The sequence below is a fragment of the Anaerobium acetethylicum genome (assembly GCF_900096945.1).
Lineage (GTDB): Bacteria > Bacillota > Clostridia > Lachnospirales > Lachnospiraceae > Anaerobium > Anaerobium acetethylicum.
In genome coordinates this window covers 55133-80348 of sequence record NZ_FMKA01000016.1, presented here as the reverse complement: position 1 = coordinate 80348, position 25216 = coordinate 55133, and the positions used below count along the sequence as shown (strand labels likewise).

General features: G+C 44.0%; 25 protein-coding genes. All 25 read right to left on the bottom strand.

From position 1 onward, the window contains the following. Positions 1-23: 23 nt before the first annotated feature. Positions 24-1187, bottom strand: a complete 1164-nt coding sequence (locus tag BJR36_RS12660; RefSeq protein WP_091234960.1) for a phosphoglycerate dehydrogenase — start codon at positions 1185-1187, stop codon at positions 24-26. Positions 1188-1205: 18 nt separating this feature from the next. Next, positions 1206-2291, bottom strand: coding sequence for a 3-phosphoserine/phosphohydroxythreonine transaminase (gene serC / locus BJR36_RS12655; protein WP_091234958.1), 1086 nt, complete (start codon positions 2289-2291; stop codon positions 1206-1208). A 278-nt stretch (positions 2292-2569) separates the two neighbouring features. Beyond that, positions 2570-4252 carry a biosynthetic-type acetolactate synthase large subunit gene (gene ilvB, locus BJR36_RS12650; RefSeq protein WP_091234955.1) on the bottom strand — a complete coding sequence of 561 codons (1683 nt, stop codon included), beginning with the start codon at positions 4250-4252 and terminating at the stop codon, positions 2570-2572. A 59-nt stretch (positions 4253-4311) separates the two neighbouring features. Then, the gene (ilvD, locus tag BJR36_RS12645) at positions 4312-5976 is read right to left on the bottom strand and encodes a dihydroxy-acid dehydratase (protein WP_091234953.1); all 1665 of its coding nucleotides are present in this window, start codon (positions 5974-5976) and stop codon (positions 4312-4314) included. An 82-nt stretch (positions 5977-6058) separates the two neighbouring features. Continuing rightward, on the bottom strand, positions 6059-7141 hold the full coding sequence (leuB, locus tag BJR36_RS12640) for a 3-isopropylmalate dehydrogenase (RefSeq protein ID WP_091234951.1): 1083 nt from the start codon (positions 7139-7141) through the stop codon (positions 6059-6061). A 306-nt stretch (positions 7142-7447) separates the two neighbouring features. After that, positions 7448-8173 (bottom strand): SIR2 family NAD-dependent protein deacylase, encoded by a 726-nt coding sequence (locus tag BJR36_RS12635; RefSeq protein WP_169823687.1) that lies wholly within the window; start codon positions 8171-8173, stop codon positions 7448-7450. Between the two features lie 357 nt (positions 8174-8530). After that, positions 8531-9592: an NAD(P)H-dependent flavin oxidoreductase gene (locus BJR36_RS12630; protein WP_091234947.1), complete on the bottom strand. Its 1062-nt coding sequence runs from the start codon at positions 9590-9592 to the stop codon at positions 8531-8533. A gap of 1 nt (position 9593) precedes the next feature. Next, positions 9594-11372 carry an acetyl-CoA carboxylase carboxyltransferase subunit alpha gene (locus BJR36_RS12625; RefSeq protein ID WP_091234943.1) on the bottom strand — a complete coding sequence of 593 codons (1779 nt, stop codon included), beginning with the start codon at positions 11370-11372 and terminating at the stop codon, positions 9594-9596. Positions 11373-11387: 15 nt separating this feature from the next. Next, complete coding sequence (locus BJR36_RS12620) at positions 11388-12728, bottom strand: acetyl-CoA carboxylase biotin carboxylase subunit (protein ID WP_091234941.1); 1341 nt, start codon at positions 12726-12728, stop codon at positions 11388-11390. Between the two features lie 9 nt (positions 12729-12737). After that, positions 12738-13160 (bottom strand): 3-hydroxyacyl-ACP dehydratase FabZ, encoded by a 423-nt coding sequence (gene fabZ / locus BJR36_RS12615; RefSeq protein WP_091234939.1) that lies wholly within the window; start codon positions 13158-13160, stop codon positions 12738-12740. A gap of 11 nt (positions 13161-13171) precedes the next feature. Next, entirely contained in the window at positions 13172-13624 is a 453-nt protein-coding gene (gene accB, locus BJR36_RS12610) for an acetyl-CoA carboxylase biotin carboxyl carrier protein (RefSeq protein ID WP_091234937.1), read from the bottom strand. Positions 13625-13642: 18 nt separating this feature from the next. Then, the gene (gene fabF, locus BJR36_RS12605; RefSeq protein ID WP_091234935.1) at positions 13643-14878 is read right to left on the bottom strand and encodes a beta-ketoacyl-ACP synthase II; all 1236 of its coding nucleotides are present in this window, start codon (positions 14876-14878) and stop codon (positions 13643-13645) included. 65 nt (positions 14879-14943) lie between these two features. Beyond that, positions 14944-15684, bottom strand: coding sequence for a 3-oxoacyl-[acyl-carrier-protein] reductase (fabG, locus tag BJR36_RS12600; RefSeq protein WP_091234933.1), 741 nt, complete (start codon positions 15682-15684; stop codon positions 14944-14946). 3 nt (positions 15685-15687) lie between these two features. Then, complete coding sequence (gene fabD / locus BJR36_RS12595; protein WP_091234932.1) at positions 15688-16617, bottom strand: ACP S-malonyltransferase; 930 nt, start codon at positions 16615-16617, stop codon at positions 15688-15690. A 96-nt stretch (positions 16618-16713) separates the two neighbouring features. After that, positions 16714-17640, bottom strand: a complete 927-nt coding sequence (fabK, locus tag BJR36_RS12590) for an enoyl-[acyl-carrier-protein] reductase FabK (protein WP_091234930.1) — start codon at positions 17638-17640, stop codon at positions 16714-16716. Position 17641: 1 nt separating this feature from the next. After that, on the bottom strand, positions 17642-17875 hold the full coding sequence (gene acpP, locus BJR36_RS12585; protein WP_091234929.1) for an acyl carrier protein: 234 nt from the start codon (positions 17873-17875) through the stop codon (positions 17642-17644). Positions 17876-18059: 184 nt separating this feature from the next. After that, positions 18060-18311, bottom strand: a complete 252-nt coding sequence (locus BJR36_RS12580; RefSeq protein WP_091234927.1) for a CPF_0552 family protein — start codon at positions 18309-18311, stop codon at positions 18060-18062. 88 nt (positions 18312-18399) lie between these two features. After that, a complete protein-coding gene (locus BJR36_RS12575; RefSeq protein WP_091234926.1) occupies positions 18400-19395 on the bottom strand; it encodes a Gfo/Idh/MocA family protein in 996 nt (331 codons plus the stop codon). Next, positions 19392-19856: an acyl-CoA thioesterase gene (locus BJR36_RS12570; protein WP_169823686.1), complete on the bottom strand. Its 465-nt coding sequence runs from the start codon at positions 19854-19856 to the stop codon at positions 19392-19394. The genes BJR36_RS12575 and BJR36_RS12570 overlap by 4 nt, the downstream gene beginning before the upstream one ends. A 1-nt stretch (position 19857) precedes the next feature. Next, entirely contained in the window at positions 19858-20013 is a 156-nt protein-coding gene (locus BJR36_RS12565) for a FeoB-associated Cys-rich membrane protein (protein ID WP_091234923.1), read from the bottom strand. An 89-nt stretch (positions 20014-20102) separates the two neighbouring features. Beyond that, on the bottom strand, positions 20103-22097 hold the full coding sequence (feoB, locus tag BJR36_RS12560; protein ID WP_091234920.1) for a ferrous iron transport protein B: 1995 nt from the start codon (positions 22095-22097) through the stop codon (positions 20103-20105). Next, a complete protein-coding gene (locus BJR36_RS12555) occupies positions 22094-22318 on the bottom strand; it encodes a FeoA family protein (RefSeq protein WP_091234917.1) in 225 nt (74 codons plus the stop codon). Before BJR36_RS12555 ends, feoB begins: the two co-directional genes overlap by 4 nt. A 169-nt stretch (positions 22319-22487) precedes the next feature. Beyond that, positions 22488-23357, bottom strand: coding sequence for a DegV family protein (locus BJR36_RS12550; protein ID WP_091234915.1), 870 nt, complete (start codon positions 23355-23357; stop codon positions 22488-22490). 186 nt (positions 23358-23543) lie between these two features. Next, complete coding sequence (locus tag BJR36_RS12545; protein WP_091234912.1) at positions 23544-24524, bottom strand: beta-ketoacyl-ACP synthase III; 981 nt, start codon at positions 24522-24524, stop codon at positions 23544-23546. Positions 24525-24654: 130 nt separating this feature from the next. Continuing rightward, the gene (locus BJR36_RS12540) at positions 24655-25167 is read right to left on the bottom strand and encodes a dUTP diphosphatase (protein ID WP_091234908.1); all 513 of its coding nucleotides are present in this window, start codon (positions 25165-25167) and stop codon (positions 24655-24657) included. Between the last annotated feature and the right edge of the window lie 49 nt (positions 25168-25216).

Here is a 25216-nt window from a genome sequence, read left to right as displayed (position 1 = left end):
GGCCTTGCCGACTCCGCTATATCTTATTTGATTACTCTTATTTTTAAAACTCCGTCAATTGCTTTTAACTGGCTTATTACATCATCTGCAACTGCAGTTTCTGCGTCAAGTAACGAATACGCATAATTACCCCTGCTCTTATTGATCATGTCAGAGATATTCACTCCGGCTGAAGCCAGAATGCTTGTGAACTGTCCAAGCATGTTCGGTATATTCTTGTGATTGATTGCAATACGGACAGCCGATGTGCATATCCCCATATCACATGCTGGATAGTTAACGGAATTTTTGATATTTCCGTTTTCCAGGTATTCCTTGATTTCTTTGACAGCCATGATTGCGCAGTTGTCTTCTGATTCTTCTGTAGAAGCTCCGAGATGAGGAATAACAAGTGCTCCCGGCATTCCTGCTGTTGTCGGATTCGGGAAATCAGTTACATATTTTTTCACTTTTCCTGCAGCTAATGCCTCTCCCATGTCAACTTCATCAACGAGAAGATCCCTTGCAAAATTAAGGATTACAACATTGTCCTTCATCATGCTGATTGCTTCTTTGTTGATCATCTTCTTTGTGCTGTCAAGCAGCGGAACATGCACTGTAATGAAATCGCATTCTTTGTAGATATCTTCCACATTATTGATGTGTTTGATATCCCTTGAAAGATTCCATGCAGCATCTACAGAGATAAAAGGATCATAGCCATACACCTGCATACCGAGACGGTTTGCTGCATTTGCAACAAGAACGCCGATTGCTCCAAGTCCTATAATACCAAGTTTCTTTCCTTTGATTTCAGTTCCTGCAAATTTCGATTTATTCTTTTCTGCAAGTTTAGCAACGTTTTCATCATCTTTTACTGACTGAACCCAGTTGATTCCGCCTACGATGTCACGTGATGCCAGAAGAAGTCCGGCGATTACAAGTTCTTTTACGCCGTTTGCATTTGCTCCAGGAGTATTGAATACCACAATGCCCTTGTCTGCGCATTTATCAAGCGGAATATTGTTGACGCCTGCTCCAGCTCTTGCTATTGCCTGAAGCTGTTCAGAAAGCTCCAGTTCATGAACGCTTGCACTTCTTACAAGTGCTGCATCTGCCTGTGCAAAATCCTCTGTAACTGTATATTTATCTGAAAACAAATCCATACCCACAGCGGCTATCGGATTCAAACAATTGATCTTAAACATATAAATACCTCCGGCTGTCTATTTTGAATTTTCTGCTTCGAATTTACCCATGAATTCCACAAGTGCCTTAACGCCTTCAATCGGCATTGCATTGTAGATGCTTGCTCTCATACCACCAACGCTTCTATGTCCTTTTAAGTTTTCAAATCCTGCCGCTTTCGCTTCCTTGATAAATTTCGCATCAAGTTCATCGCTTCCGGTTACGAAAGGAACATTCATCAGTGAACGATCTTCTTTCACAACTGTACCTTTGAACATCTTGCTCTGGTCTAAGAAATCATAAAGAATGGCAGCTTTCTTTTCGTTGTGTTCCTTCATTTTTTCAAGACCGCCCATTTCTTTGAGCCATTTGAATACCTTGCCGCAGATATAGATGCCGTATGCAGGCGGAGTATTGTAAAGTGACTCATTGTCTGCATGAATCTTGTATTTCAACATTGTTGGCGTTCCTGAAAGTGTATCTTCAGTGATCAGGTCTTCTCTGATGATAACGATAACAACACCTGCTGGTCCTATGTTTTTCTGCACTCCGCCGTAGATGATGCCATATTTTGATACATCTACTGGTTCTGAAAGGAAGCAGGATGAAACATCTGATACAAGCGTTTTTCCTTTTGTATTAGGAAGCGTCTTGAATTTTGTTCCATAGATCGTGTTGTTTTCACAGATATATACATAGTCTGCATCTTCGCTGATCGGAAGATCTGAGCAGTCTGGAATATAGGAAAAAGTCTTGTCTGCTGAAGATGCGATACAGTTTGCTTTGCCATAGATTTTTCCTTCTTCATATGCCTTCTTAGCCCACTGTCCTGTAACAATATAATCTGCAACCTTGTTCTTCATAAGATTCATAGGAATCATGGCAAACTGCTGTGATGCACCGCCCTGGAGGAATAATACTTTATAATTATCAGGAATGTTCATCAGATCACGTAAGTCCTGCTCTGCAGTCTTAATGATTTCTTCATAAGCTTTCGAACGGTGACTCATTTCCATAACCGACATTCCGGTTCCCTTATATTCTAACATCTCTGCTGCTGCTTCTTTTAAAACTGATTCAGGCAACACCGCTGGTCCTGCTGAAAAATTGTACACTCTACTCACTTTTTTTCCTCCTTGTTTAATCACAATATTTATTAGTCTCTGTACTCTACCTGCTTTACTCTTTTGCCGAGCTAAAGCCATAGGATCCAAATCAATTAAAGATCCATTCCGCCCCAATAACCGGCCGACCTCTAAATTAATTTTATTTTACGCTCTTGTTAAATTATAGTCAATAGCATTAATAACTTTTTCGCAAAAAACATTTGCATTTATTATATTTTCTAATAATCAATTTTAAAAACGGCTTATTCCAGGTATTTCATCACAGTGTCTGAGGATTATTTCCTGTTTTTAAGATCGTCCTCGTTGAAAGATTCTTCGATAGCAGCGCCAGCCGGCACCATAGGCCATACCTTATCATCGCTGTCAATAACACATTCGATAACCACCGGTTTGTTCAGACTGATTGCTTTTCTGATCGCTGGTTCAACTTCCTCTTTCTTTGTGACCTTGATTCCTTCAGCGCCCATAGCTTCGGCCAGTTTAACAAAATCCACTGAGTCATTCAGAACAGTTGCCGAATATCTCTTTTCATAGAACAGCGTCTGCCACTGTCTGACCATTCCCAAAACATGGTTATTCAATACGATCTGGATAATCGGTATATTATAGCGTGTTGCTGTAGCGATCTCATTCATATTCATTCTGAAACAGCCGTCACCTGCTATATTTACAACGATCTTGTCTGGATTTGCTATCTTTGTGCCGATGCATGCTCCAAGTCCGTATCCCATTGTTCCGAGACCGCCGGAGGTGATGAGCGTCCTTGGTTTTTTATATTTGTAATACTGGGCTGACCACATCTGATGCTGTCCAACTTCTGTAGTGATGACTGCATCCCCGTCAGTGATCCTGTAGAGTTCCTCAATCACATAAGGTCCGGTAAGAATTTCAGGGTTATACTTAAGTGGGTATTTTTCTTTGAGTTCCATGATATGGCCTACCCATTCTTCCCTGTTATGCTGTTCGATCCTTATATTGAGTTTTGCAAGTATTTCCTTCACATCTCCCGTGATGCTTGCATCAACGAGGACGTTCTTATTGATTTCCGCAGGATCAACATCTATCTGCAGAATCTTTGCATTATATGCAAATTTTTTGGCATTACCCGTAACACGGTCGCTGAACCTGGCTCCTATCGCAATAAGCAGGTCGCATTCGGTAACGCCGAAGTTTGCCGTCTTGGTTCCGTGCATACCAAGCATTCCCGTATAGAGTTCGTCCTCTCCGCTGAATGCACCCTTGCCCATCAGCGTGTCCGTAACGGGCGAATGTATCTTATGTGCGAATTCAGTCACCTCTTCGGCTGCTCCTGAAATCACCGCTCCGCCACCAACGAGGATAAACGGCTTTTTGGACTGGTTGATCAGCTTGATGGCTTTTTCAATGTCAGATTCCTTTATTTCATCAGTTTTTCTCTCTATCTTCTTAGGAACGGCAGGTGTATATTTCATGGTAGCTGCCGTGACATCTTTTGTGATATCTACAAGCACAGGGCCCGGTCTTCCGGACTGCGCGATCTCAAATGCTTTTCTAATGGTCTCTGCCAGCATTGCAATATCTTTCACAATAAAATTGTGTTTTGTAATCGGCATTGTGACTCCTGCGATATCGATTTCCTGGAAACTGTCCCTTCCAAGAAGCGGAACTGCAACATTGGCTGTAATCGCAACCAGAGGCACAGAGTCCATATAAGCAGTCGCGATTCCGGTAACAAGATTGGTTGCGCCCGGGCCTGAAGTAGCCAGACATACGCCGACTTTCCCGGTGGAGCGTGCATATCCATCTGCTGCATGAGCAGCACCCTGCTCATGCGACGTCAGGATATGTCTGATTTCATCACTGTGCTTATACAGCGCATCATATATGTTAAGTATTGTACCGCCCGGGTATCCGAATACAGTATCAACACCCTGTTCTTTCAAACATTCGATCACTATTTCTGATCCGTTCAATTTCATCTGCTCATCTCCTTTTTTTCTATAGCTCGCTGCAGCTTTCGTCCGGCACAGCTGAATGGCTACTTAATTTCCAAAACAGCCCCTCTGTTTCCAGAGGTTACCATTGCAGCATATCTTGCAAGATATCCAGTCGTAATCTTCGGCGCTCTAGGCTGCCATTTTTCTCTTCTCTTTTCCAATTCCTCATCAGATACTGCAAAATCAAGCTTGTTGGCATTTATATCTATTGTGATGATATCGCCTTCTTCAACAAGCGCTATTGGTCCGCCTACTGCGGCTTCAGGTGAAACATGTCCGATCACCGCTCCCCTGGAAGCGCCGCTGAAACGTCCGTCGGTAATCAGGGCAACGCTGTTTCCAAGTCCCATCCCCATGATTGCGGAAGTAGGTCTGAGCATTTCCCTCATTCCAGGGCCTCCTTTTGGTCCTTCATATCTGATTATGATAACATCTCCCGGGTTGATCTTCCCTGCATCGATTGCGGCGATTGCATCCTCTTCGCAGTCAAATACCCTTGCCGGGCCTTCATGAATCATCATTTCAGGTGAAACTGCAGAGCGCTTTACAACGCCTGTATCTGGAGCAAGGTTACCTTTGAGAATCGCGATTCCGCCTGTTTCGCTGTATGGGTTCTCAATCGGTCTGATTACTCCTGGATCTCTGTTCACAGAGCCTGCAATATTTTCACCGACTGTCTTTCCCGTTGCTGTTATAAGATCTGTATACAATAAATCCTTTTTGGTGAGTTCATTCATGACTGCATAAACTCCGCCTGCTTCATTCAAATCTTCCATGTATGTATGTCCTGCAGGGGCAAGATGGCAGAGATTCGGTGTCTTGGCACTGATCTGGTTTGCAATTTCAAGATCCAGCTCAATTCCGACTTCATGTGCAATTGCAGGAAGGTGCAGCATACTGTTTGTGCTGCATCCAAGTGCCATGTCAACTGTCAGTGCATTTAAGAATGCTTCTTTTGTCATGATGTCTCTTGGCTTGATATTCTTTTCTAATAATTCCATTATCTTCATGCCCGCATGTTTCGCAAGTTTGATTCTGTCTGAATATACTGCCGGGATCGTTCCATTTCCCCTTAAGCCCATGCCTAAAGCTTCCGTCAGGCAGTTCATGCTGTTAGCCGTGTACATTCCCGAGCAGGAACCGCAGGTAGGGCATGCCTTGTTTTCAAATTCTTCAAGTTCATCCATTGAAATCTTTCCTGCATTGTATGAGCCGACTGCCTCGAACATGCTTGAAAGGCTGGTCTTTTCTCCTTTTACCCTTCCCGCAAGCATAGGGCCGCCGCTTACAAAGATAGTAGGGATATTTACTCTTGCTGCAGCCATCAGAAGTCCCGGGACATTCTTGTCACAGTTCGGAACCATTACAAGGGCATCAAACTGATGAGCCATTGCCATCGCTTCTGTCGAATCAGCAATCAGGTCCCTTGTAACAAGAGAATATTTCATTCCGATATGCCCCATGGCAATCCCGTCACATACTGCAATTGCAGGGAAAACAACTGGATTTCCGCCTGCCATGGCAACACCTAATTTTACGGCATCAACGATTTTATCAAGGTTCATGTGACCAGGCACGATTTCATTATATGAACTTACAATACCGATAAGCGGTTTTTTCATTTCTTCACTTGTCATGCCTAACGCATTGAATAAAGATCTGTGTGGAGCCTGCTGAACTCCCTGGGTAACTGCTTCACTTCTCATTATTATTCCTTCTTTCTGCTTATCTGTGATTTTAATCTTCCGGAATTTTATGCAAATTCAGGAAAAGCTTCCTTATATACTTTTATATTCTTTCGGCGATCAGACTTCCCATTTCGATTGTTCCGACCTGCTTCATGCCCTGAGACATAATGTCTCCCGTCCTGTATCCGTCTTCCAGCACCTTTTTCACAGCTGCTTCAACTGCATCTGCTTCCTGATCAAGGTCAAAGGAATATCTCAGCATCATGGCTGCCGAAAGGATGGTGGCAATCGGATTTGCAAGATCTTTGCCTGCTATATCCGGCGCTGAACCATGGCTTGGTTCATAAAGTCCGCATTTTGTAGCTCCAAGGCTTGCTGATGACAGCATTCCGATCGAGCCGGTAACCATGCTCGCTTCATCTGAAAGTATATCTCCAAACATGTTTTCAGTCAGAATTACATCGAACTGCTTCGGATCCCTGACAAGCTGCATCGCACAGTTGTCTACCAGCATGTTGCTCAGCTGTACTTCCGGATAATCTTTTGCTACTTCTGCAACCACTTTTCTCCAGAGCCTGGAAGAGTCAAGGACATTCGCCTTATCGACGCTGATGACCCTCTTATCCCTTTTCATAGCGATTTCGAATGCTTTGACTGCAATCCTTCTTATTTCATTCTCGTCATAAGACAGTATGTCAGTCGCTTTCATAACTCCGTCAACTTCTTCTGTCTTTCTTTCCCCGAAGTAGATACCGCCTGTAAGCTCCCTCATTACGACCATGTCAAACCCGTCGCCGATGATTTCATCTTTTAAAGGACATGCATCCTTTAACTCTTCATACAGATATGCAGGTCTGATATTTGCAAACAGCCCCATGCCTTTCCTTATGGCAAGCAATCCCGCTTCCGGACGCAGTTCCGGTGCAATATCATACCATTTTGAATTTCCAACATCTCCTCCGACTGCGCCAAGCAAAACAGAATCACTTGCTTTTGCGACCGCCAAAGTCTCATCCGTAAGCGGAACTCCATGGACATCAATTGATGCTCCACCCATCAGAACCTCTGTATAATTAAAAGAATGTCCGAATTTTTCTCCGATTTTATCCAATACCTTCTGTGCTTCCCTGACAATCTCCGGTCCTATTCCGTCACCGGGAATTACTGTAACGTTGTAATTCATACATATCTTCCTTTCTTATTGTTCCTTATAATACCATCCATAAAAGACTATTGTTTATATAATATATTATTTGCCGCCATATTTCAACACTTATACAAGGATTTTCGGTTTTGTACGGGACATCTTTCAGCACTTGTTACGTGTATTTTTATGCAATTTTACCAATTAAAGCGTTAACGCAATGCTTTATGGCAGTTTTCAGCTAAATCGAACTGGTTCATAAGGCATAAAAATCCGGACCCCTCAGAGTCCGGATTTTTATCAGTTTATCATTTTAACAGGAAATCTTTATTCCAGCGGTTCTTCCTAACTTACCAGATAAGGCAGCACATCATTTACCTTGTCATGGATTACGTAATCTGCCAGATCATCCGAATAATGCTCTTCCTCATTGATAAGGATTACTTTACTTCCATTGAAGTACTTAAGCCTCTGTTCACACAAACGCGATTTCAGGTTCGTTCCAAGAACCAGCAGCACATCGGCCTTCGATATGGTTTCAGCAGATTTCGTTGTCAGCTGGTTGTCCACCATCTCCCCGTAAAGGCAAACGCCTGGGCGTATGGTTTTCTGGCATTCCGGACATAAAGGCACGCTTGAAGCACTTTTTACAAAATCTACTGTATACTCCGTTCCACAATGCGGACAGGTGTTTTTGTAAATACTGCCCAACAGCTCGATCACCTTTTTGCATCCTGCCCTCTGCGGAAGGCTGTAGAAGCTTCTTGTGATGGTTGCCCGCAGCTTTCCGGTCTTTTCCAGCTCTGCAAGTGAATAGAATGCCGCCCCAGGCTCTCGATCCAGACACAGGATTTCGTTTTTATAATACTGGAAAAACTGCTTTGTTCTAACCGTATAAAACAAGGAGCTGAATAAATCCTCCGGTGAATGTCCATATTTCAGTTCGATGTCATAAGCCTCTCCCGGCACCCTGTGGTCCGGAAAACCGCATTCGCTATTCATCCCTAACCCGCATAAGCAGACAATATTGTCGCTATCATTAATTATTTTCCGAATTTCTGTCAAACTCATAATCAGTCCTCCCATGACCTCACAAAAGTTGTAATAATTCTGATATTCACTTGTGAATAAAACTATTACCAGTTTTACATAAAAAAGCAATGGCTGAAATAACTTCCGGCTGCCCCCCAGCGTGAAAAGTCAATTAACATTGTCTTGTAATTAACATTATAGCATAAACTTATATTTATTCAACCTCTCTTTATTTTAAATCAACTTTATTATTCAAATATATTCCATTATTTCATATAAACACCACTAATTTCAGATAATTGCACATCTGATGCTTTTTACTATTTATGGTATGTTTTGTTTAAAAAATGCAGATACAGCCCGCTCTGATTGAAACGGGCCATATCTGCATTCATCCTATTTTTCGCATGAAAATTCTTTCATAATATCGCTGACATGCTCGAGCTTCTCAGCTTTGTATGCATTTTCGCCACAGAAAAGAAGGGCATTTTCAACATCCCCTTTTGCCGCATTTATAAGTGCATCTGTGATGCAGTATGGAATTTCAGCCGGGTTGCAGTGAGCCAGACACTGACGGCATTTGGCAGCCGGAACCCTCTCCAACTTTGTCTTTTCCATAAAGGGATTCATGATCGCTCTGCCTGGCATACCTACCGGACTTTTTACAATCTTGATATCTTCCTTTTTTGCATTGATATATGACATCTTATAATCCATGTCGGCGTCGCATTCGTATGTGGTAACAAATCTTGTAGCTACCTGCACTCCGTCCGCACCTAACTCCAGATAATGATCCATATCAGACCTGTCATAGATGCCGCCTGCAACAACAACAGGAATATGCTTGTTGTATTTTTCCCCATATTCGCTGACCAGAGCGATTATAGAGCGTATTTCGCCGTCAAAATCCATTTCGTCAATATGTTCAAGCTGCTCAACTGTAAAACCAAGGTGTCCGCCTGCCCGGGGTCCCTCTATCACGACCATGTCCGGAGCCTTATGATATTTCCTGTCCCAAAGCTTGCAGATTACTGAAGCAGATTTTAAAGATGATACGATAGGCGCTATCTTCGTTCTGGATTTTTCCACAAATTCCGGAAGCGTAACAGGCAGGCCGGCTCCTGAAATTATCAGATCCACTCCAGCCTTGACAGCAGCTTTGACGTATTCCTCATAATTCTTTGTCGCCACCATGATATTAACCCCGATAATGCCTTTTGGGGCAATATTTCTGGCTTTCAGTATCTGCTCGCCTATTGCTTTCAAATTGGCTTTCAGAGGATTCCTGTCAAATTCCGGATCTTTGAATCCAATCTGTGCCGTAGAAATAATGCCAACGCCGCCTTCAGCTGCAACTGCACCGGCCAGACGGTGAAGGCTGATGCCCACACCCATTCCGCCCTGCACTACAGGGATCTTAGCTGTCAAATCACCGATTACCAAAGGTTTACAATTCATTCTACATTCTCCTAAATCTTTCATATCGGTGCTCTACAAGCTGTCCCTTGCCCATGCTTTCATACCTTTTCAGGAATTCGATCATATTCTCTTTCATGAAGGCTGATATTGCAGGAACGGTCTTATCTGTTGCAGGTTCCGTCTCCGGTATGATTTTTTCTATTATGTTTAGTTTCTTTAAGTCTTCAGCAGTAATCTTCATTACTCCTGCCGCTTCATCGGCACGCTTGCTGTCTTTCCAAAGGATAGAAGCAAAGCCTTCAGGAGAGAGAATGGAATAGATGGAATTCTCCATCATCCATACCTCATTTCCAACCGCAAGGGCCAACGCTCCGCCACTTCCGCCTTCACCAATTACAATGCTGAGAACAGGTACAGTAAGGCCCGACATTTCCATCAGGTTTCTTGCAATTGCTTCTCCCTGTCCTCTTTCTTCAGCCTCAAGACCGCAGAAAGCTCCAGGCGTATCGATAAAGTTGATGACAGGCCTGTTGAATTTTTCTGCCTGTTTCATAAGGCGCAGGGCTTTTCTATACCCTTCCGGATATGGCATTCCGAAATTTCTGCTGATATTCTCTTTTGTATTTCTGCCCTTCTGCTGTCCAATCACCGTAACCGGGCGTCCGTCAAGAAGCGCGATGCCTCCGGCAATGGCTCCGTCATCCCTGAAGTTCCTGTCTCCATGAAGCTCAATGAAATCCGTGAAAACCGCGCCTACATAATCAAGGCTCGTTGGGCGCCCAGCCATCCTCGCCATCTGCACGCGTTCCCATGGGGTGATTGCAGATTCTGCTGTCTGTACTGGTGTTTTTGCTTTCTCTATGCCTGATACTGTCCCGTCATCTTTTGTTTCCGTTTTCTGCCATTCAAATTCCCCATCTTTCTGGTTCATGTAAAGCAGTTTTGCGAGAGTATCCTTCAAATTCTCTCGTTTTACAATTCCGTCTATAAGTCCATGTTCCACCAGGAATTCGGCTCTCTGGAATCCTTCCGGAAGTTTCTGTCCTATTGTCTGTTCGATAACCCTTGGTCCCGCAAAGCCTATCAGGGCTCCCGGTTCTGCAAGAATGATATCTCCAAGCATTGCAAAGCTTGCTGTAACGCCGCCTGTTGTAGGATCTGTCAGCACTGAAATATACAGAAGTCCTGCATCACTGTGTTTTTTCAATGCAGAGGATGTCTTTGACATCTGCATCAGTGAAACGATGCCTTCCTGCATCCTTGCTCCGCCTGAGCAGGCGAATATTACGACCGGCAGCTTCATTTCCGTCGCTTTTTCAACAGCTCTTGTCACTTTTTCTCCGACAACATGGCCCATGCTCCCCATGAGGAACCTTGAGTCGCATACTCCGATGACTGCGTCCATTCCTTTTATTTTTCCTATACCTGTAATGATGGCTTCATCCAGGTTCGTTTTTGACTGGAGATTCTCGACCTTTTCATCATATCCCGGATAATCCAGCGGATTTCCGCTTGAAAGGCCTGTATCCCACTCCTTAAAGCTGTGCCTGTCGACGACCATGCTGATCCTTGTATCGGCGGTAATCCTGAAATAACTGCCGCACTTATGACAGGTATAATTATTGGTTATGACATCCTCAGTATAGAGCATTTCTCCGCATTTATCACATTTCGTCCATAAGCCTTCAGGAACACGAGGTTCGGAAGCAGTCTTCTTTTCAGCCTCAACCTGCTGTTTTGACCCTCTGCTTTCCTGCGGTTCCTCTTTTCTACCTATGGTAATATAGGTTGGCTTTTTAAACATATCTTTTAGTAACATATCTTATTCTCCTGTCTATTCAAAAAACTCCTGAATAAAATGGGTATTGACATCTCCTGCCTGGAATGCTTCATTGCTCAGAATTTCATACTGGAAATCAATGTTTGTCGTAATACCCTCGATTACGACTTCGCCTAAGGTGCTTCTCATTTTATTTATTGCCGAAATCCTGTCCACATCATGGACAATGACTTTTACTATCATAGAGTCATAATGTGCCGGGATTTTGTATCCGTTATAAAGTGCCGTATCTATTCTGACGCCGTTTCCACCCGGAAGATGCATGTTTGTAACTGTTCCAGGCGAAGGCATAAAATTCCTTGCCGGATTTTCAGCATTGATCCTGCATTCTATTGCATGACCTCTGATCAAAACATCTTCCTGCTTAATGGTAAGTTTCTGGCCTTCGGCAATCCTGATCTGTTCCTTGATAAGGTCTAATCCGGTTACCATTTCAGTTACCGGGTGTTCAACCTGAATTCTCGTGTTCATTTCTATGAAATAGAAATCACCATTCTTATCGAGAAGAAATTCAATCGTTCCTGCATTTTCGTATGTTGCAGCTTTTGCCGCTTTTACCGCAGTATCGCCCATCTGCTTCCTCAGTTCAGGAGTAATGGCACTTGAAGGTGATTCCTCAATCAGCTTCTGATGCCTTCTCTGGATCGAGCAGTCCCTCTCTCCAAGCTGTATTACGTTTCCGTATTTATCAGCAAGTATCTGGAACTCGATATGCCTCGGGCTTACTATATATTTCTCAATATACATGGTATTGTCACCGAATGCATTTACAGATTCCCTCTGTGCAGTATTGAAGCACCCGATGAATTCTTCGCTGGCAGTTACGATACGCATGCCTTTTCCGCCGCCGCCTGAGGAGGCCTTGATGATGACTGGATATCCCATGCCGTCAGCTATGGTTTTCCCTTCCTCTGCTTGAAAGACCGGATCCTTCGTCCCTGGAACTACAGGAACACCCGCCTCGATCATGGTTTTTCTGGCTTCTGACTTATTACCCATCTTGTTGATGATTTCAGCAGAAGGTCCGATAAAGGTTATGTTGCATTTGGAACACATTTCAACAAACCTGCTGTTCTCTGACAAAAATCCGAATCCTGGATGAATAGCATCAGCGCCGGTTGATATGGTGGCGCTGAGTATCCTTTCCATATTCAAGTAGCTTTCAGAAGCCGCTGCAGGACCAATGCATACCGCCTCGTCCGCAAGCTGCGTATGGAGTGCCTCCCTGTCCGCTTCCGAGTATACTGCTACTGTCTTTATTCCAAGTTCCCGGCAGGCTCTGATAATACGTACTGCAATTTCGCCTCTGTTGGCAATTAGAATTTTCTTAAACATAGAGTTCTCCTATCCGATGGCAAATGTAAGTTCTGCAACAACTGCAACTTTTCCATCCACGTAAGCTTTTGCGGCTCCGACTCCGATCGGCCCCTTCTGCTTTATTATTTCAACTTCCAGTGTGAGCACGTCACCCGGGACTACTTTTTTCTTGAATTTGGCCGAATTGATTCCGCCGAAATACCCCGTTTTACCTTTGTTTTCATCAAGGCTCAACATTGCGACACAGCCTACCTGAGCAAGGGCCTCAATGATAAGGACTCCCGGCATAACAGGTTCACTTGGGAAATGGCCGTTAAAAAAAGGCTCATTGTAAGTAACGCATTTGCGGCCTACCGCTTTTTTTCCAGGTTCCAGTTCCTCAATGCGGTCGATAAGCAGAAACGGCTGCCTGTGAGGTATTATATCCATTATTTCCTTTATATCTAACATCTGCTCAGCTCCTAAACTGTCTTGATCTTGAATAATTTCTGTCCGTACTCAACCATCTGGTTATTCTCAACAAGGATGGCTTCCACCTGTCCGTCAAAATCGCATTCGATTTCATTCATGAGTTTCATTGCCTCAACGATTCCCAGAACCTGGCCTTTCTTAACATTGTCTCCTACCTTAACGAAATTTTCCACGTCAGGTGAGGATGCAGCATAGAAAGTTCCAACCAGAGGTGACTTTACATAATTTCCTTCATCTGAAACTTCTGCCTTTGACTCCTGGACAACAGGTGCAGATGCCAGAACCTGAACAGGTGCTGCTGCGATTCCTTCTGCCGCCGCCACTATCTGTCCGCCTTTGTTGGTTGACAGTGAAATTTTCATATTGCCTTCTTCAAGAGTAAAACTGCTGAGTGAAGACGCCGATACTTTATCTATTAATTTGAGTATGCTTTCTAAATCCATTTTGAACTCCTTCCAGATCTATTCGCTGTATTTTTTAACAAGGATGCTTGCGTTGTGTCCGCCGAATCCAAGCGAATTGCTAAGTGCGTATTCAATATCCATTGCAACGCCTTCTCCAGTTACATAGTCGAGGTCAATTTCCTCATCCTTAACCTTATATCCTGCGGTCGCATGGATATAGCCTTCCTGTATGGATTTCACGCAGGTTATGAATTCAACTGCTCCTGCAGCACCAAGAAGGTGTCCGATCATGGATTTTGTAGAGTTGACTTTCATCTTATAAGCGTGGTCTCCAAAAGCCTTTTTGATGGCTCTTGTTTCAAACAGATCGTTATGATGGGTACTTGTTCCATGGGCATTGATGTACATGATGTCTTCAGGAGCTGCGCCAGCTTCTTTTACTGCATTCATCATGGCTCTTGCTGCGCCTTCGCCATCCTCTGCCGGAGAAGTAATATGGTATGCATCGCTTGTCGTTCCATATCCCACGATTTCTACAAGAATGTTTGCTCCTCTTGCTTTTGCATGTTCAAGAGATTCCAGAACTACTACGCCTGCGCCCTCTCCCATAACGAATCCGCTTCTCTCTTTATCAAAAGGAATGGAACATCTTGCTGGATCTGTCGATGTAGAAAGTGCAGTAAGTGCAGTGAAGCCGCTCACGCCGATCGGTGTGATTGAAGCTTCAGTTCCGCCTGCGACCATAACATCTGCATCTCCGCACTGGATGCTTCTGTATGCCTCACCGATTGAATTGGTTCCTGTTGCGCATGCAGTAACTACGTTAATGCTTTTTCCCTTTAATCCGAACTGTATGGAAACGTTTCCTGCCGCCATATTTGAAATCATCATCGGCACAAGGAGAGGGTTCACTCTTGCAGGTCCCTTTTCCAGTAATTTCGTATGTTCCCTTTCCATTGCCTGAAGGCTTCCTATTCCTGAACCTACGGCTGTTCCGACCCTGTAAGGATCTTCTTTTTCTATATCAAGCCCGGCATTTTCAATGGCTTCTTTTGCGGCTGCTACTCCGAACTGGCAGAACAACTCCATTCTTTTTGCCGCTTTGAAATCCATGAAGTTTTTCGGATCGAATCCAACTACTTCTGCCGCTAATTTTGCTTTGTATTCCGTTATATCAAATCTGGTAATTTCTCTGAATCCTATCTTCTGTTCCTTTACACTTCCCCAGAATTCATCAACATTTAATCCAATAGGGGTGATTGCACCCATACCTGTAACGACTACTCTCTTCATCTGTTTTCTCCTTATTTACAAAAATATATACGATCCAGCATTGATTCCATATGCTCCGGTACTGCCTACATTGCCATTCCGCCGTCTACGCTGATGACCTGTCCGGTGATGTAGCCTGCCTTGTCTGATGACAAAAAGCATACGATTTCAGCAATGTCCTTTGTGCTTCCGAATCTCTTTAACGGAATCTGCTCCGTTGCTTTCTCTTTCACTTCTTCAGATAATACATCCGTCATTTCAGTCTGGATGAATCCAGGTGCTACTGCATTCACAGTAATTCCTCTGGATGCAAGTTCCCTTGCTGTGGATTTTGTAAGACCTATGATTCCTGCTTTAGAAGCACAGTAATTGGCCTGCCCCGCATTTCCCAATACACCTGAAACGGATGAGATATTGATTATTTTCCCGCTTCTCTGTTTGAGCATCTGTCTCGCTGCATGCTTGATGCAGTTGAATGTTCCTTTTAAATTAATCTCGATTACTTCGTCAAAATCTGCCTCTTTCATCTTCATGATGAGGTTGTCCCTTGTAATTCCTGCATTGTTTACAAGTATATCAATACTGCCGTATTCCTTAATGATATGCTGCAGCATCTTTTCTGTTTCTTCAAAACTGCCGACGTTGCATTTGTATGCCGCCGCACGGCCTCCGTTATTCTCGATTTCCTTAACAACTTCTTCAGCACGGGCTTCCGAGCCGCTGTAGTTGACTACTACAAGAGCACCGTTTGCAGCAAGGGAAATTGCGATTTCACGTCCGATTCCCCTGGATGCGCCTGTGACTAATGCGATTTTATCCTTAAGCATGTATTATTCCCCTTTCAATCCCTCTATTACTTTTTCCATATCTTCAGGCTTTTCAACGTTGAATGACCTGACTCCTCTGTTTATCTTCTTTACGAAGCCAGTAAGGGTCTTGCCTGGTCCTATTTCAATGAAAGTGTCGACTCCGTCTTCAATCATCTTCTCAACGCTCTGCCTCCATTTAACAGATGAATAAACCTGTTTTTCAAGAAGCTCTTTGACTTTGGATCCGTCCGTCACATATTCAGCGGTCACGTTCGAAACATATGGAATTTTGAAATCCAGGATTTCTACAGGTTCTAAGACCTTCCTAAGTTTTGCTCCTGCCCCCTCAAGCATGGCTGAGTGGAAAGGGCCGCTTACATTTAACATAATGGCACGTTTTGCTCCTGCAGCAAGAAGAGCCGCATTTGCTTTTTCAACTGCTTCCTTTTCACCGGAGATTACAATCTGGCCCGGACAGTTATCATTTGCAATCTGTACGATTCCTTCCGTCTGTGCACAGATCTCCGCAATCTTTTCAGGATCCATACCCAATATTGCTGCCATGGCTCCGACTCCTGCCGGAACTTCTTCCTGCATGAGGATTCCTCTCTGCCTTACAACGCTGCAGGCCTCTTCAAAGGACAATACTCCGGAAGCTACAAGAGCGCCATATTCTCCAAGACTCAGCCCTGCGCTGACGTCGGGAGTGATCCCTCTTTCCTTTAACACCTCTAATATGGCAACGGAAGTTGTAAGCATTGCTGCCTGCGTGTATTCAGTTATATTGAGCCTGTCATTTTCCGTAAAACACAGCTCCTTCATATCAATTCCGGTGATTTCTGATGCCTTATCAAATATGCGCCTGCTGGCTTCTTCTGTTTCATAAAATTCTTTTCCCATTCCAGGATACTGGGCTCCCTGTCCTGGAAAAACAAATGCAACTTTACTCATGTATTCTCCTTTTACTTGACCTTCAAAATATTTATGTGCGTCATAGCAGTTTTTGTCTGTATTTCTGTATTGTAAACGTTTATTGAAAACTTCCAGTTATTTCAGTTTAAGCAGTCTCTCTGCCTCATCCACAATTTCAAGAATAATCTCTGAACAGGTCTGTTCTTTCTTTACCATACCTGCGCTCTGTCCTGCCATAAGCGTGCCCTCGGAAACATTTCCTTCCATAACGGCCTTCCTCAGCGATCCAAGGGTCAGGTATTCCAATTCTTCAAAAGATGCGCCTTCCTTTTCAAGCCTGAGGTATTCTCTGGTCATCTTATTGCGTAGGGCACGTACAGGATGTCCTGTGCTTCTTCCTGTCACTTCTGTATCTATATCTTTTGCCAGCATCACTCTGTCTTTGTAGTTCTGGTGTACAATGGATTCCTTTGCAACTATAAATCTGGTACCCATCTGCACCGCTTCAGCTCCAAGCATCATAGCCGCAGCAAAACCTCTGCCGTCTGCAATTCCGCCTGCTGCAATAACCGGTATGCTTACCGCATCAACAACCTGTGGAACAAGAGCCATGGTAGTCTGCTGGCCGATGTGTCCGCCTGATTCACAGCCTTCCGCTATAACAGCATCCGCACCGTATTTTTCCATTCTTTTTGCAAGCGCTACTGAAGCAACGACAGGAATTACTTTGATTCCTGCATCCTTCCACATCTGCATATACTTTTCAGGATTTCCAGCTCCGGTAGTGACCGCAGCAACCCCTTCTTCAACAACAACCTTAGCGATTGCTTCAGCATGCGGGCTTAAGAGCATGATGTTAACGCCGAACGGTTTGTCTGTCAGTGCCTTTACTTTACGGATTTCTTCACGCACCCACTCAGCGGGTGCATTTGCTGCGCCGATCAATCCGAATCCGCCTGCTGCTGATACAGCTGCTGCCAGACTGTGTTCTGCGACCCAGGCCATACCACCCTGTATGACAGGGTACTCTATGTTTAATAATTCCGTAATTCTAGTCTTCATATTATTCTTCAACACCTTTGTTTTTTAAGTATTCCATAACTTCACTTACTGTTGTAAGCACGTTTAAATCTTCAGCCGGAATTTCAACATTGTATTCTTCTTCTAAAGCCATTACAAGTTCAAATAAGTCTAAGGAATCTGCTCCAAGATCGTCTTTAAAAGATGTGTTTACATTTACTTCTGATTCATCTACGTTTAACTGTCCTGCGATAATTTCTTTCATTTTTTCTAACATTGTAATAATCTCCTTTTAATTAAACATTATATTTTTTCGCATCAATAGTTTGATGTGCAAATAGTTTGACATTCAAAGTATATAGTCTCGGCCTGCATTTGTCAATTGTTTTTTATCGAACGCGGACTCCCCCGCCTGACAATTGCAGGCGGGGGAGCACATGAAACATTCCTATTCTATTTCTTTAAAAAACCATTTTCTGTACATTTACATGTCCGTATCCTGTGAGTTCTTTTTCCAGTTCGTATGCTGATTCTTCGGCACCTTCCCTGAATTCAAGAACGATGATACCTTCCGTGCTGCAGGTATCTGGCGTAGCCTCGTGAAGACCAAGGCGTGTGGTGATCTCACATGCATGTTTTGAAATAAGCTTCTGTACTTCGCTTACCGTGTTGACACGTTCCTGGACTTTAATACCTAATATTACTTTTGACATTACAGATCCCTCCATATTCATCTTTTATGATTCGGTATTATTCAAAATAAGCTTTTACCGTACAGATATTATACCAATAACAGGATAATCATTCAAGCTTTTCATCAGCAGGATAGGACAGCCCGATCTGCCTTCTCGCCTCGTCCATCAGCTTCATTGTAATTCTCGAATTCTCATGGGTGTTCTGGTCCGATTCAAGTTTTCCGTTCTTGATAAGATCTGTCATTTCCCTGATTTCATGATGCATGAGCTCTTCCTCGTCCTCAAGTTCTATCTTCTCAAAAGTTCCGTCAAGATAGCGTATCCTGGCACTTCTCCAGTTATTGATGCTGTCGATGATCAGACTTCCCTTGTCTCCCTGTATCTCAGACGGTATGTATGAGGTGGTGATTTTCGAGTGCTGGATGACAGCTTCCATTCCGTCATATTTGAAAACCACTGTTCCCTGTCCGTCCACACCCGTCTCAAGAAGGATTCCCTGGGCCTTCAGCGATTCCGGTTCCCCGAAAAGGGAAACCATGGGATAGATGCAGTACACGCCGATATCCATGAGGCTGCCATTGGAAAGTTCAGGTTTGAAGGCATTTTCTATAATTCCTTTTTTGTAGTTATCGTAACGCGAGGAAACCCTGCAGTAATTTCCAAAATAACGCCTTACTTTTCCGATCTTATAAAGATGATCCTTCACCGTGTGAAAATTAGGAGTCAGCGTGGTCTTCATGGCCTCCATCAGGAGCACCCCGTTTTGTCTGGCTGCTTCTATCATGTCCTCTGCTTCTGCCTGATTCGAAGCAAAAGGCTTCTCGCACAGGACATGCTTGCCATGTTTCATACAGAGTATGGACTGAGATGCATGCAGGGCATTTGGCGATGCTATATAGACCGCATCCACCTCATCTGATTCCGCCATTTTTTCAAGATCATCAAAAAAAAGTGTTGCTCCGAATTTTTTTCCGAAGGATTCCGCTCTTTCAAGTTCCCTTGAATAGACAGCCTTAAGTTCAAAATCAGGATTTCCTGCCGCAGCCCCTAAAAATCTTTCTGTTATTGCAGACGTTCCTGCTATTCCAAATCTTATCTTCATTTCTTTGGATACCTTTCCTCTCCGGCTTTATAAAGCACCTTTTCTTCCTCTGTTACGGCAATAAGACCCGGAACCTCCTTCGGCCTGTTGTCATCTCCCAGGTGCACGATTGAAAAAAATGAACTGAGTGCAATTCTCGGTTCCGTATACTTTTTCAGATCATGAACATAGACGGTAACCTTCACCTGCATGGAAGTTCGTCCGGCATAAGCCACCTGGGCTATACAGGTTACGATACTTCCGATGCTGACCGGCTCATGAAATACCAGTTCATCAACCCTGGCAGTCACCGCTGCTCCTCCCGAATGCTTCATTGCCGCCATAACCGCCACGTTATCCATCAGTTTCATGAGCTCTCCGCCGTGAACATTGCCAAGGGCATTTGCCTGGTCCGGCAGCATCAGCACGCTTGATTCCACTCTTGAATAGGACATTTTTCTTGCTTTTTTCAGCTCGCTCATATCAGACATCCTTTCCTTTTTTTCCGCAGTTTTTTGAAGGGCATGAATCGCAGTTGCAGCTGCAAAATTTTCCTTTTTTTATATCCTTAATCTTTTTTATGATGACAAACCCTGCATAAACAGTTATGAGAACTGCAAGTCCGATTGTTACATCCATCCCAGATCACTCCTTTATCTGCAACCGCCCATCCGGACGATTATCCTTATCCGCCAACCAGGTTTTCCCTTTACTGCACCGATATCTTTTTAAAAGCCGAAAAGCATGCCGCCCTGGTACACAACAACAGCCGCGATCCATGCAAAAACAAGCTGGAATATTACCATATATGCCGTAACCCTGAAAGAACCGGTCTCTTTCCTGATGGTAGCAATCGTTGCTATGCACGGCGTATAAAAAAGAGCGAATATCATAAGCGAATACGCATTCAAAGCTCCAAATCCATTGCTCTGGAGAGCCGTAGCGAGCTCGACCATCCCGGCCCCGGAATTGACATTTCCAATCCCGAAAAGCACTGCAAAACTGGATACCACCACTTCCTTGGCTGAAAGGCCGGAAATCAGCGCTACGCCTATCTGCCACATGCCAAGCCCCGCCGGTTTCAGAACCGGTTCCAGAAGCCTGCCCAGAGAGGCTCCGATGCTTGTCGATATATCAGCAGTCATTCCATCCATATTAAAGTTGAGTATAAACCATATTATGATTGAAGCTATAAAAATCGTAGTTCCCGCTTTTACGAGATACTCCTTTGTCTTCTCCCAGACATAGATGGATATGGTCCTTGCATTCGGTGCCTTGTATTCCGGAAGTTCGATCAGGAGGGAGCGCTGCTCTCTTTTCCTGTCCAGCTTGTTGACAGCCAGCGCAACAAGAATTCCCGAAAGGAGTCCTGCCACATAGAGTGAATATGCCACGATCATCGCCTGCTGCTCAAAGAACATATCAGCAAACAGAACGTATATGGGCAGTTTCGCCGAGCAGGACATGAATGGAGTAATCAGGATCGCCTTCACCCTTTCCTTACGGCTTTCCAGGGTCCTGGTCGCCATTATGGCAGGAACCGTACATCCGAAACCAAGAACCATGGGCAGAAAAGCCTTTCCCGAAAGGCCGGCTTTTCCCATAATCCCATCCATAACATAGGCAACGCGGGCCATATAGCCGCTGTCTTCCAGTACCGCCAGGGCCAGAAAGAGTATGAATATATTGGGAAGGAAGGTAAGGATTCCACCAACGCCTGCTATAATTCCGTCTACTATCAGGGATACCATCCAGGCTGCAGCTCCTGCTCCTGTAAGGAAACCATATACTGTCTGTGAAAATCCTGCCAGCGCTATTTCAAAGACGCCTTTCAGCATGTCTCCCACTGTAAATGTAAGAAAGAAAACAAGAGCCATGATCGTCAGGAATATCGGTATACCGAATATTCTATGGGTCAGTATCGAATCGATTCTGTCTGTCGACTGTTCTTTCTCATCCTTCTTAAAAAGCGTGTCCTCCAGCACTTCCTCGATAAAATCATATTTCTTGTTAATGATTTCTTTTTCATAGTTCCTGTCTATAATTTCATCTGCATTAAGGGGATACTGTTCAGTTACCTCATCATCATATTCCAGAAGCTTTATGGCATGCCAGCGGCTGTTTCTGATTTCCGGATATTCAGCTTTCAGAATAATCCTCAGTTTTTCTATCTTTTCCTCAATTTCCGGGCCATAATCCACAAGATGGCCTGTAGGGCCTTCATCGTAATGGTGCACGACCGCATGCATCAGAACATCGAGACCAGTCCGCTTTCTTGCAGAGACAGGAACTACCGGAATTCCTCCCAGAAGCTCCGGAAGCCTGTGGAGGTCGATCTCCATCCCTCTTTCCTCAACGATATCCATCATATTGAGTGCAAGGATCAAAGGTTTTCCCAGTTCAAGGAGCTGGGTTGTCAGATACAGGTTTCTCTCAAGAGATGATGCATCGACGATATTTACTATGACGTCCACATCGTCCTCCATAATGCATTTCCTGGAGACCTTTTCTTCTATAGAATACGATGTAAGGCTGTAGATTCCCGGAAGATCGATAAGTTTGATTTTCGTCCCTTTGTATTCTGTTTCGCCTTCTTTTTTTTCAACTGTAACTCCAGGCCAGTTCGCAACCTTCAGTTTTGCCCCCGTAAACGCATTAAAGAGAGTTGTCTTGCCGCAGTTGGGATTCCCGACGAATCCAACGCGTATATAATCTTCCATCATTCGCCCTCCCTTACTTCTATGCATGCTGCGATATTTCTTCCTATGGCAAGGCGGCTTCCCCTGACTTTTATAATCATGGAGCCATTTCTTTTTCTATTTAAAATCTTCACATTTGTATCTTCATTGATTCCAAGAACTTCCAGCCTTCTCATAACATCTTCATCAGTCATAAGTTCTTTGACCTTGTAGCTTTCGCCTGCTTTTCCATCCAGTAAAGTCATTTAGGCACCTCTTATTGATAATGGTTATCATTTACATTGAACATTATAACCCCGGATGATAACGATTGTCAACTCCATTGTTCTGCAGGACATGCTCCTATAGTACAAAAACAGCCGCCCAGACTTGCTATTGCTTTCGTCCGGACGGCTGTTTCTCAACTTTTAAGTTTTATCTTTTTTCACCCATAAAGAACACTGCTACAGTTCCCGGGCCTGTATGGGAGCCTATGACTGGTCCGATAAAATCGATTATGAATTTTTCAATCCCGAACCGATCCCTGATCTGTGCTGCAACAAATTCAGCATCCTCAAGGCAGTCTGCATGACTGATAAATACGATATCATTCTGCTCTCTGCATGAGCCCATCTGCGCTTCCATACTGTCTACAAGTGCAGTAAGCGATTTCTTCCTGCCTCTTACTTTTGCTATAGGTATCAGTTTTCCCTCGTCATTTACATGAATAAGAGGTTTGACATTGATCATGGTTCCGATAAATGCGGCTGATTTTGAGACGCGTCCTCCGCGGTAAAGGTGGTTAAGGTCATCGACTGCCACCATGTGGCATATGTGGAGCTTGTTTTCCTCAAGCCATTTCACAATTTCATCCAGGGTTTTTCCTGCCTTTTTCATTTCCACTGCCTTATGGACAATAAGGCCCTGTCCAAGAGATGCACACAGGGAATCCACAACAATTATTCTGGCGTCCGGATTTTCCTCCTTCATTTCCTCCGCTGCGATTCTTGCGCTATTATAGCTTCCACTGAGCCCCGAAGAAAACGATATATGAAGGACATCCATTCCTTTGTCGACAATGCTCTGGAACTTTTCCCTGGCGGTTTCCGGATTTATCTGCGACGTAGTCGGCATAGAGCCGTTACGTATTCTGTCATAAAACTCTTTGTAAGGAAGTGAATTGTCTTTATCGTAGACATTACCATCAATCATATATGTGAGGGCCATTATTCCCAATTCATTTTCCAGGACATATTTATCAGGCAGATCAGCAGTATTTTCTGTCGTTATCATAAAATCTTTCATTTCAAACATCCTCTCTGTTTTTCTAATAATAGTATTATACCATAAGTTTTCCAAACAAAATACGGTAAATTGCAATAATCCGATACACATCTGTACTTTTAAAACCGAAAAAAAGCCCCAGCACCGGGACAATCCACGGGCTGAGGCTTTCGAATATCATTAATTACAGGAAATCATGCACACTGGCTACCATTCAAGGATAACGGCTCCCCATGTAAGTCCTCCGCCAAATCCGGACATAACAATCTTATCCCCTGGGTTCAGCAGACCTTTTCTATTCATTTCATCAAGCAGAATCGGTATGCTGGCAGCCGAAGTATTTCCGCAGGAATCAAGATTCATCGGGAATTTTTCTTCAGAAACCTTCAGCCTTTTTGCTACAGAATGAATAATCCTCTTGTTTGCCTGGTGAAGGATGAAATACTTCACGTCTTCAATTGCAGTCCTTGATTTCTCAAGAAGCTCCTCTATCGATTCAGGCACCTTCTTCACGGCAAATTTAAACACTTCCTGGCCATTCATTTTTATGTATGCTTCATCGGCTCCAGACTCAACGTCGTCCAGACCTGCAGTCAGAGGATTTATGACCCTTCTTCCGTCACATGTCAGCACGTCACCCTTCGTTCCGTCTGCCCCGGTTACCATACTGATAATTCCTGTATCGGAAGCCTGCACAACCGCAGCTCCGGCGCCATCTCCGAAAAGGACACAGGTTCCACGGTCAGTCCAGTCAAGTACCTTCGACAGTGTCTCAGCACCCATGACCAGAGCTGTCCTGCATAATCCTGCGGATATGTATGCGTGAGCCGTATTAAGCGCAAAAAGGAAGCCCGAGCAGGCTGCATTAAGATCGAATGCTGTTGCTTTTGCAGCTCCGATTTCTTTCTGGACATCGCACGCACCACAAGGCATGCTTCTGTCAGGTGTAAAGGTAGCCATAATAATAAGATCTATTTCCGCAGGATCTATCTTCGCATCCTCAATTGCACGCTTTGCCGCTTCAGAAGCCATACCGGAAGTCGTCTCTCTGCACACGATTCTTCTTTCTTTTATGCCTGTCCTGCTGCTGATCCATTCATCGCTGGTTTCAACTATCGTTGTCAGTTTTTCATTGGTTACTATATTTTCAGGAAGAAAGCTTCCCGTACCTATTATTTTAGTTGTCATTTTATTCCCCATCATTTATTTTGATTATCAAACTATTTTACTTTCAAAGTATAAACCGATGTAAAAGATTTGTCAACTATTTTGTAACTATTCAGAACCTCTTGCATATGCTGCCTGCAAGCTTTCCAGATTACCTTCCGGTGCTTCCAAATCCGCCGTTTCTGGTTTCCGTGACTTCATCATCAACGGTAATGCCATATTCGATAAAAATACCCTGCATAAATCCGTCCCCCGCGTCGAGGACAAGTATCTTTCCTTCATTGCTGTCATTCGTCAGTTTCGAGAAAATATGGCCTTCATTTTCAGATTCAAAATAGTCGCTGTCTATAATCCCTACAGTATTATTCAGCTGCAGCCTGAACTTAAATCCAAGCCCGCTTCTTGGGTAGCATTTCAGAACCCAGTTCTCATCGATTTCTACCCTGATTCCGGTAGGTATTTTAATTGTCTGCCCGGGCATCAGTTCAAATGGGACCGGGCTGAAAAAATCATAGCCGGCCGAGCCTGTTGTAGCCCTTCTGGGCAGCCTGATATTCTCGTATATGGCATACAGCTTTTCATCATCCGTTTCACCAAACGTATCCCTGTAGTCCTCGAAAAACTGTTCCCTGCTGACTTTATGGAATTTTGCTATTCTATTCATATTTCATTCCTCCTGTATTCGTAAATTCCGGCTTTTTTCGCCGCTTCAC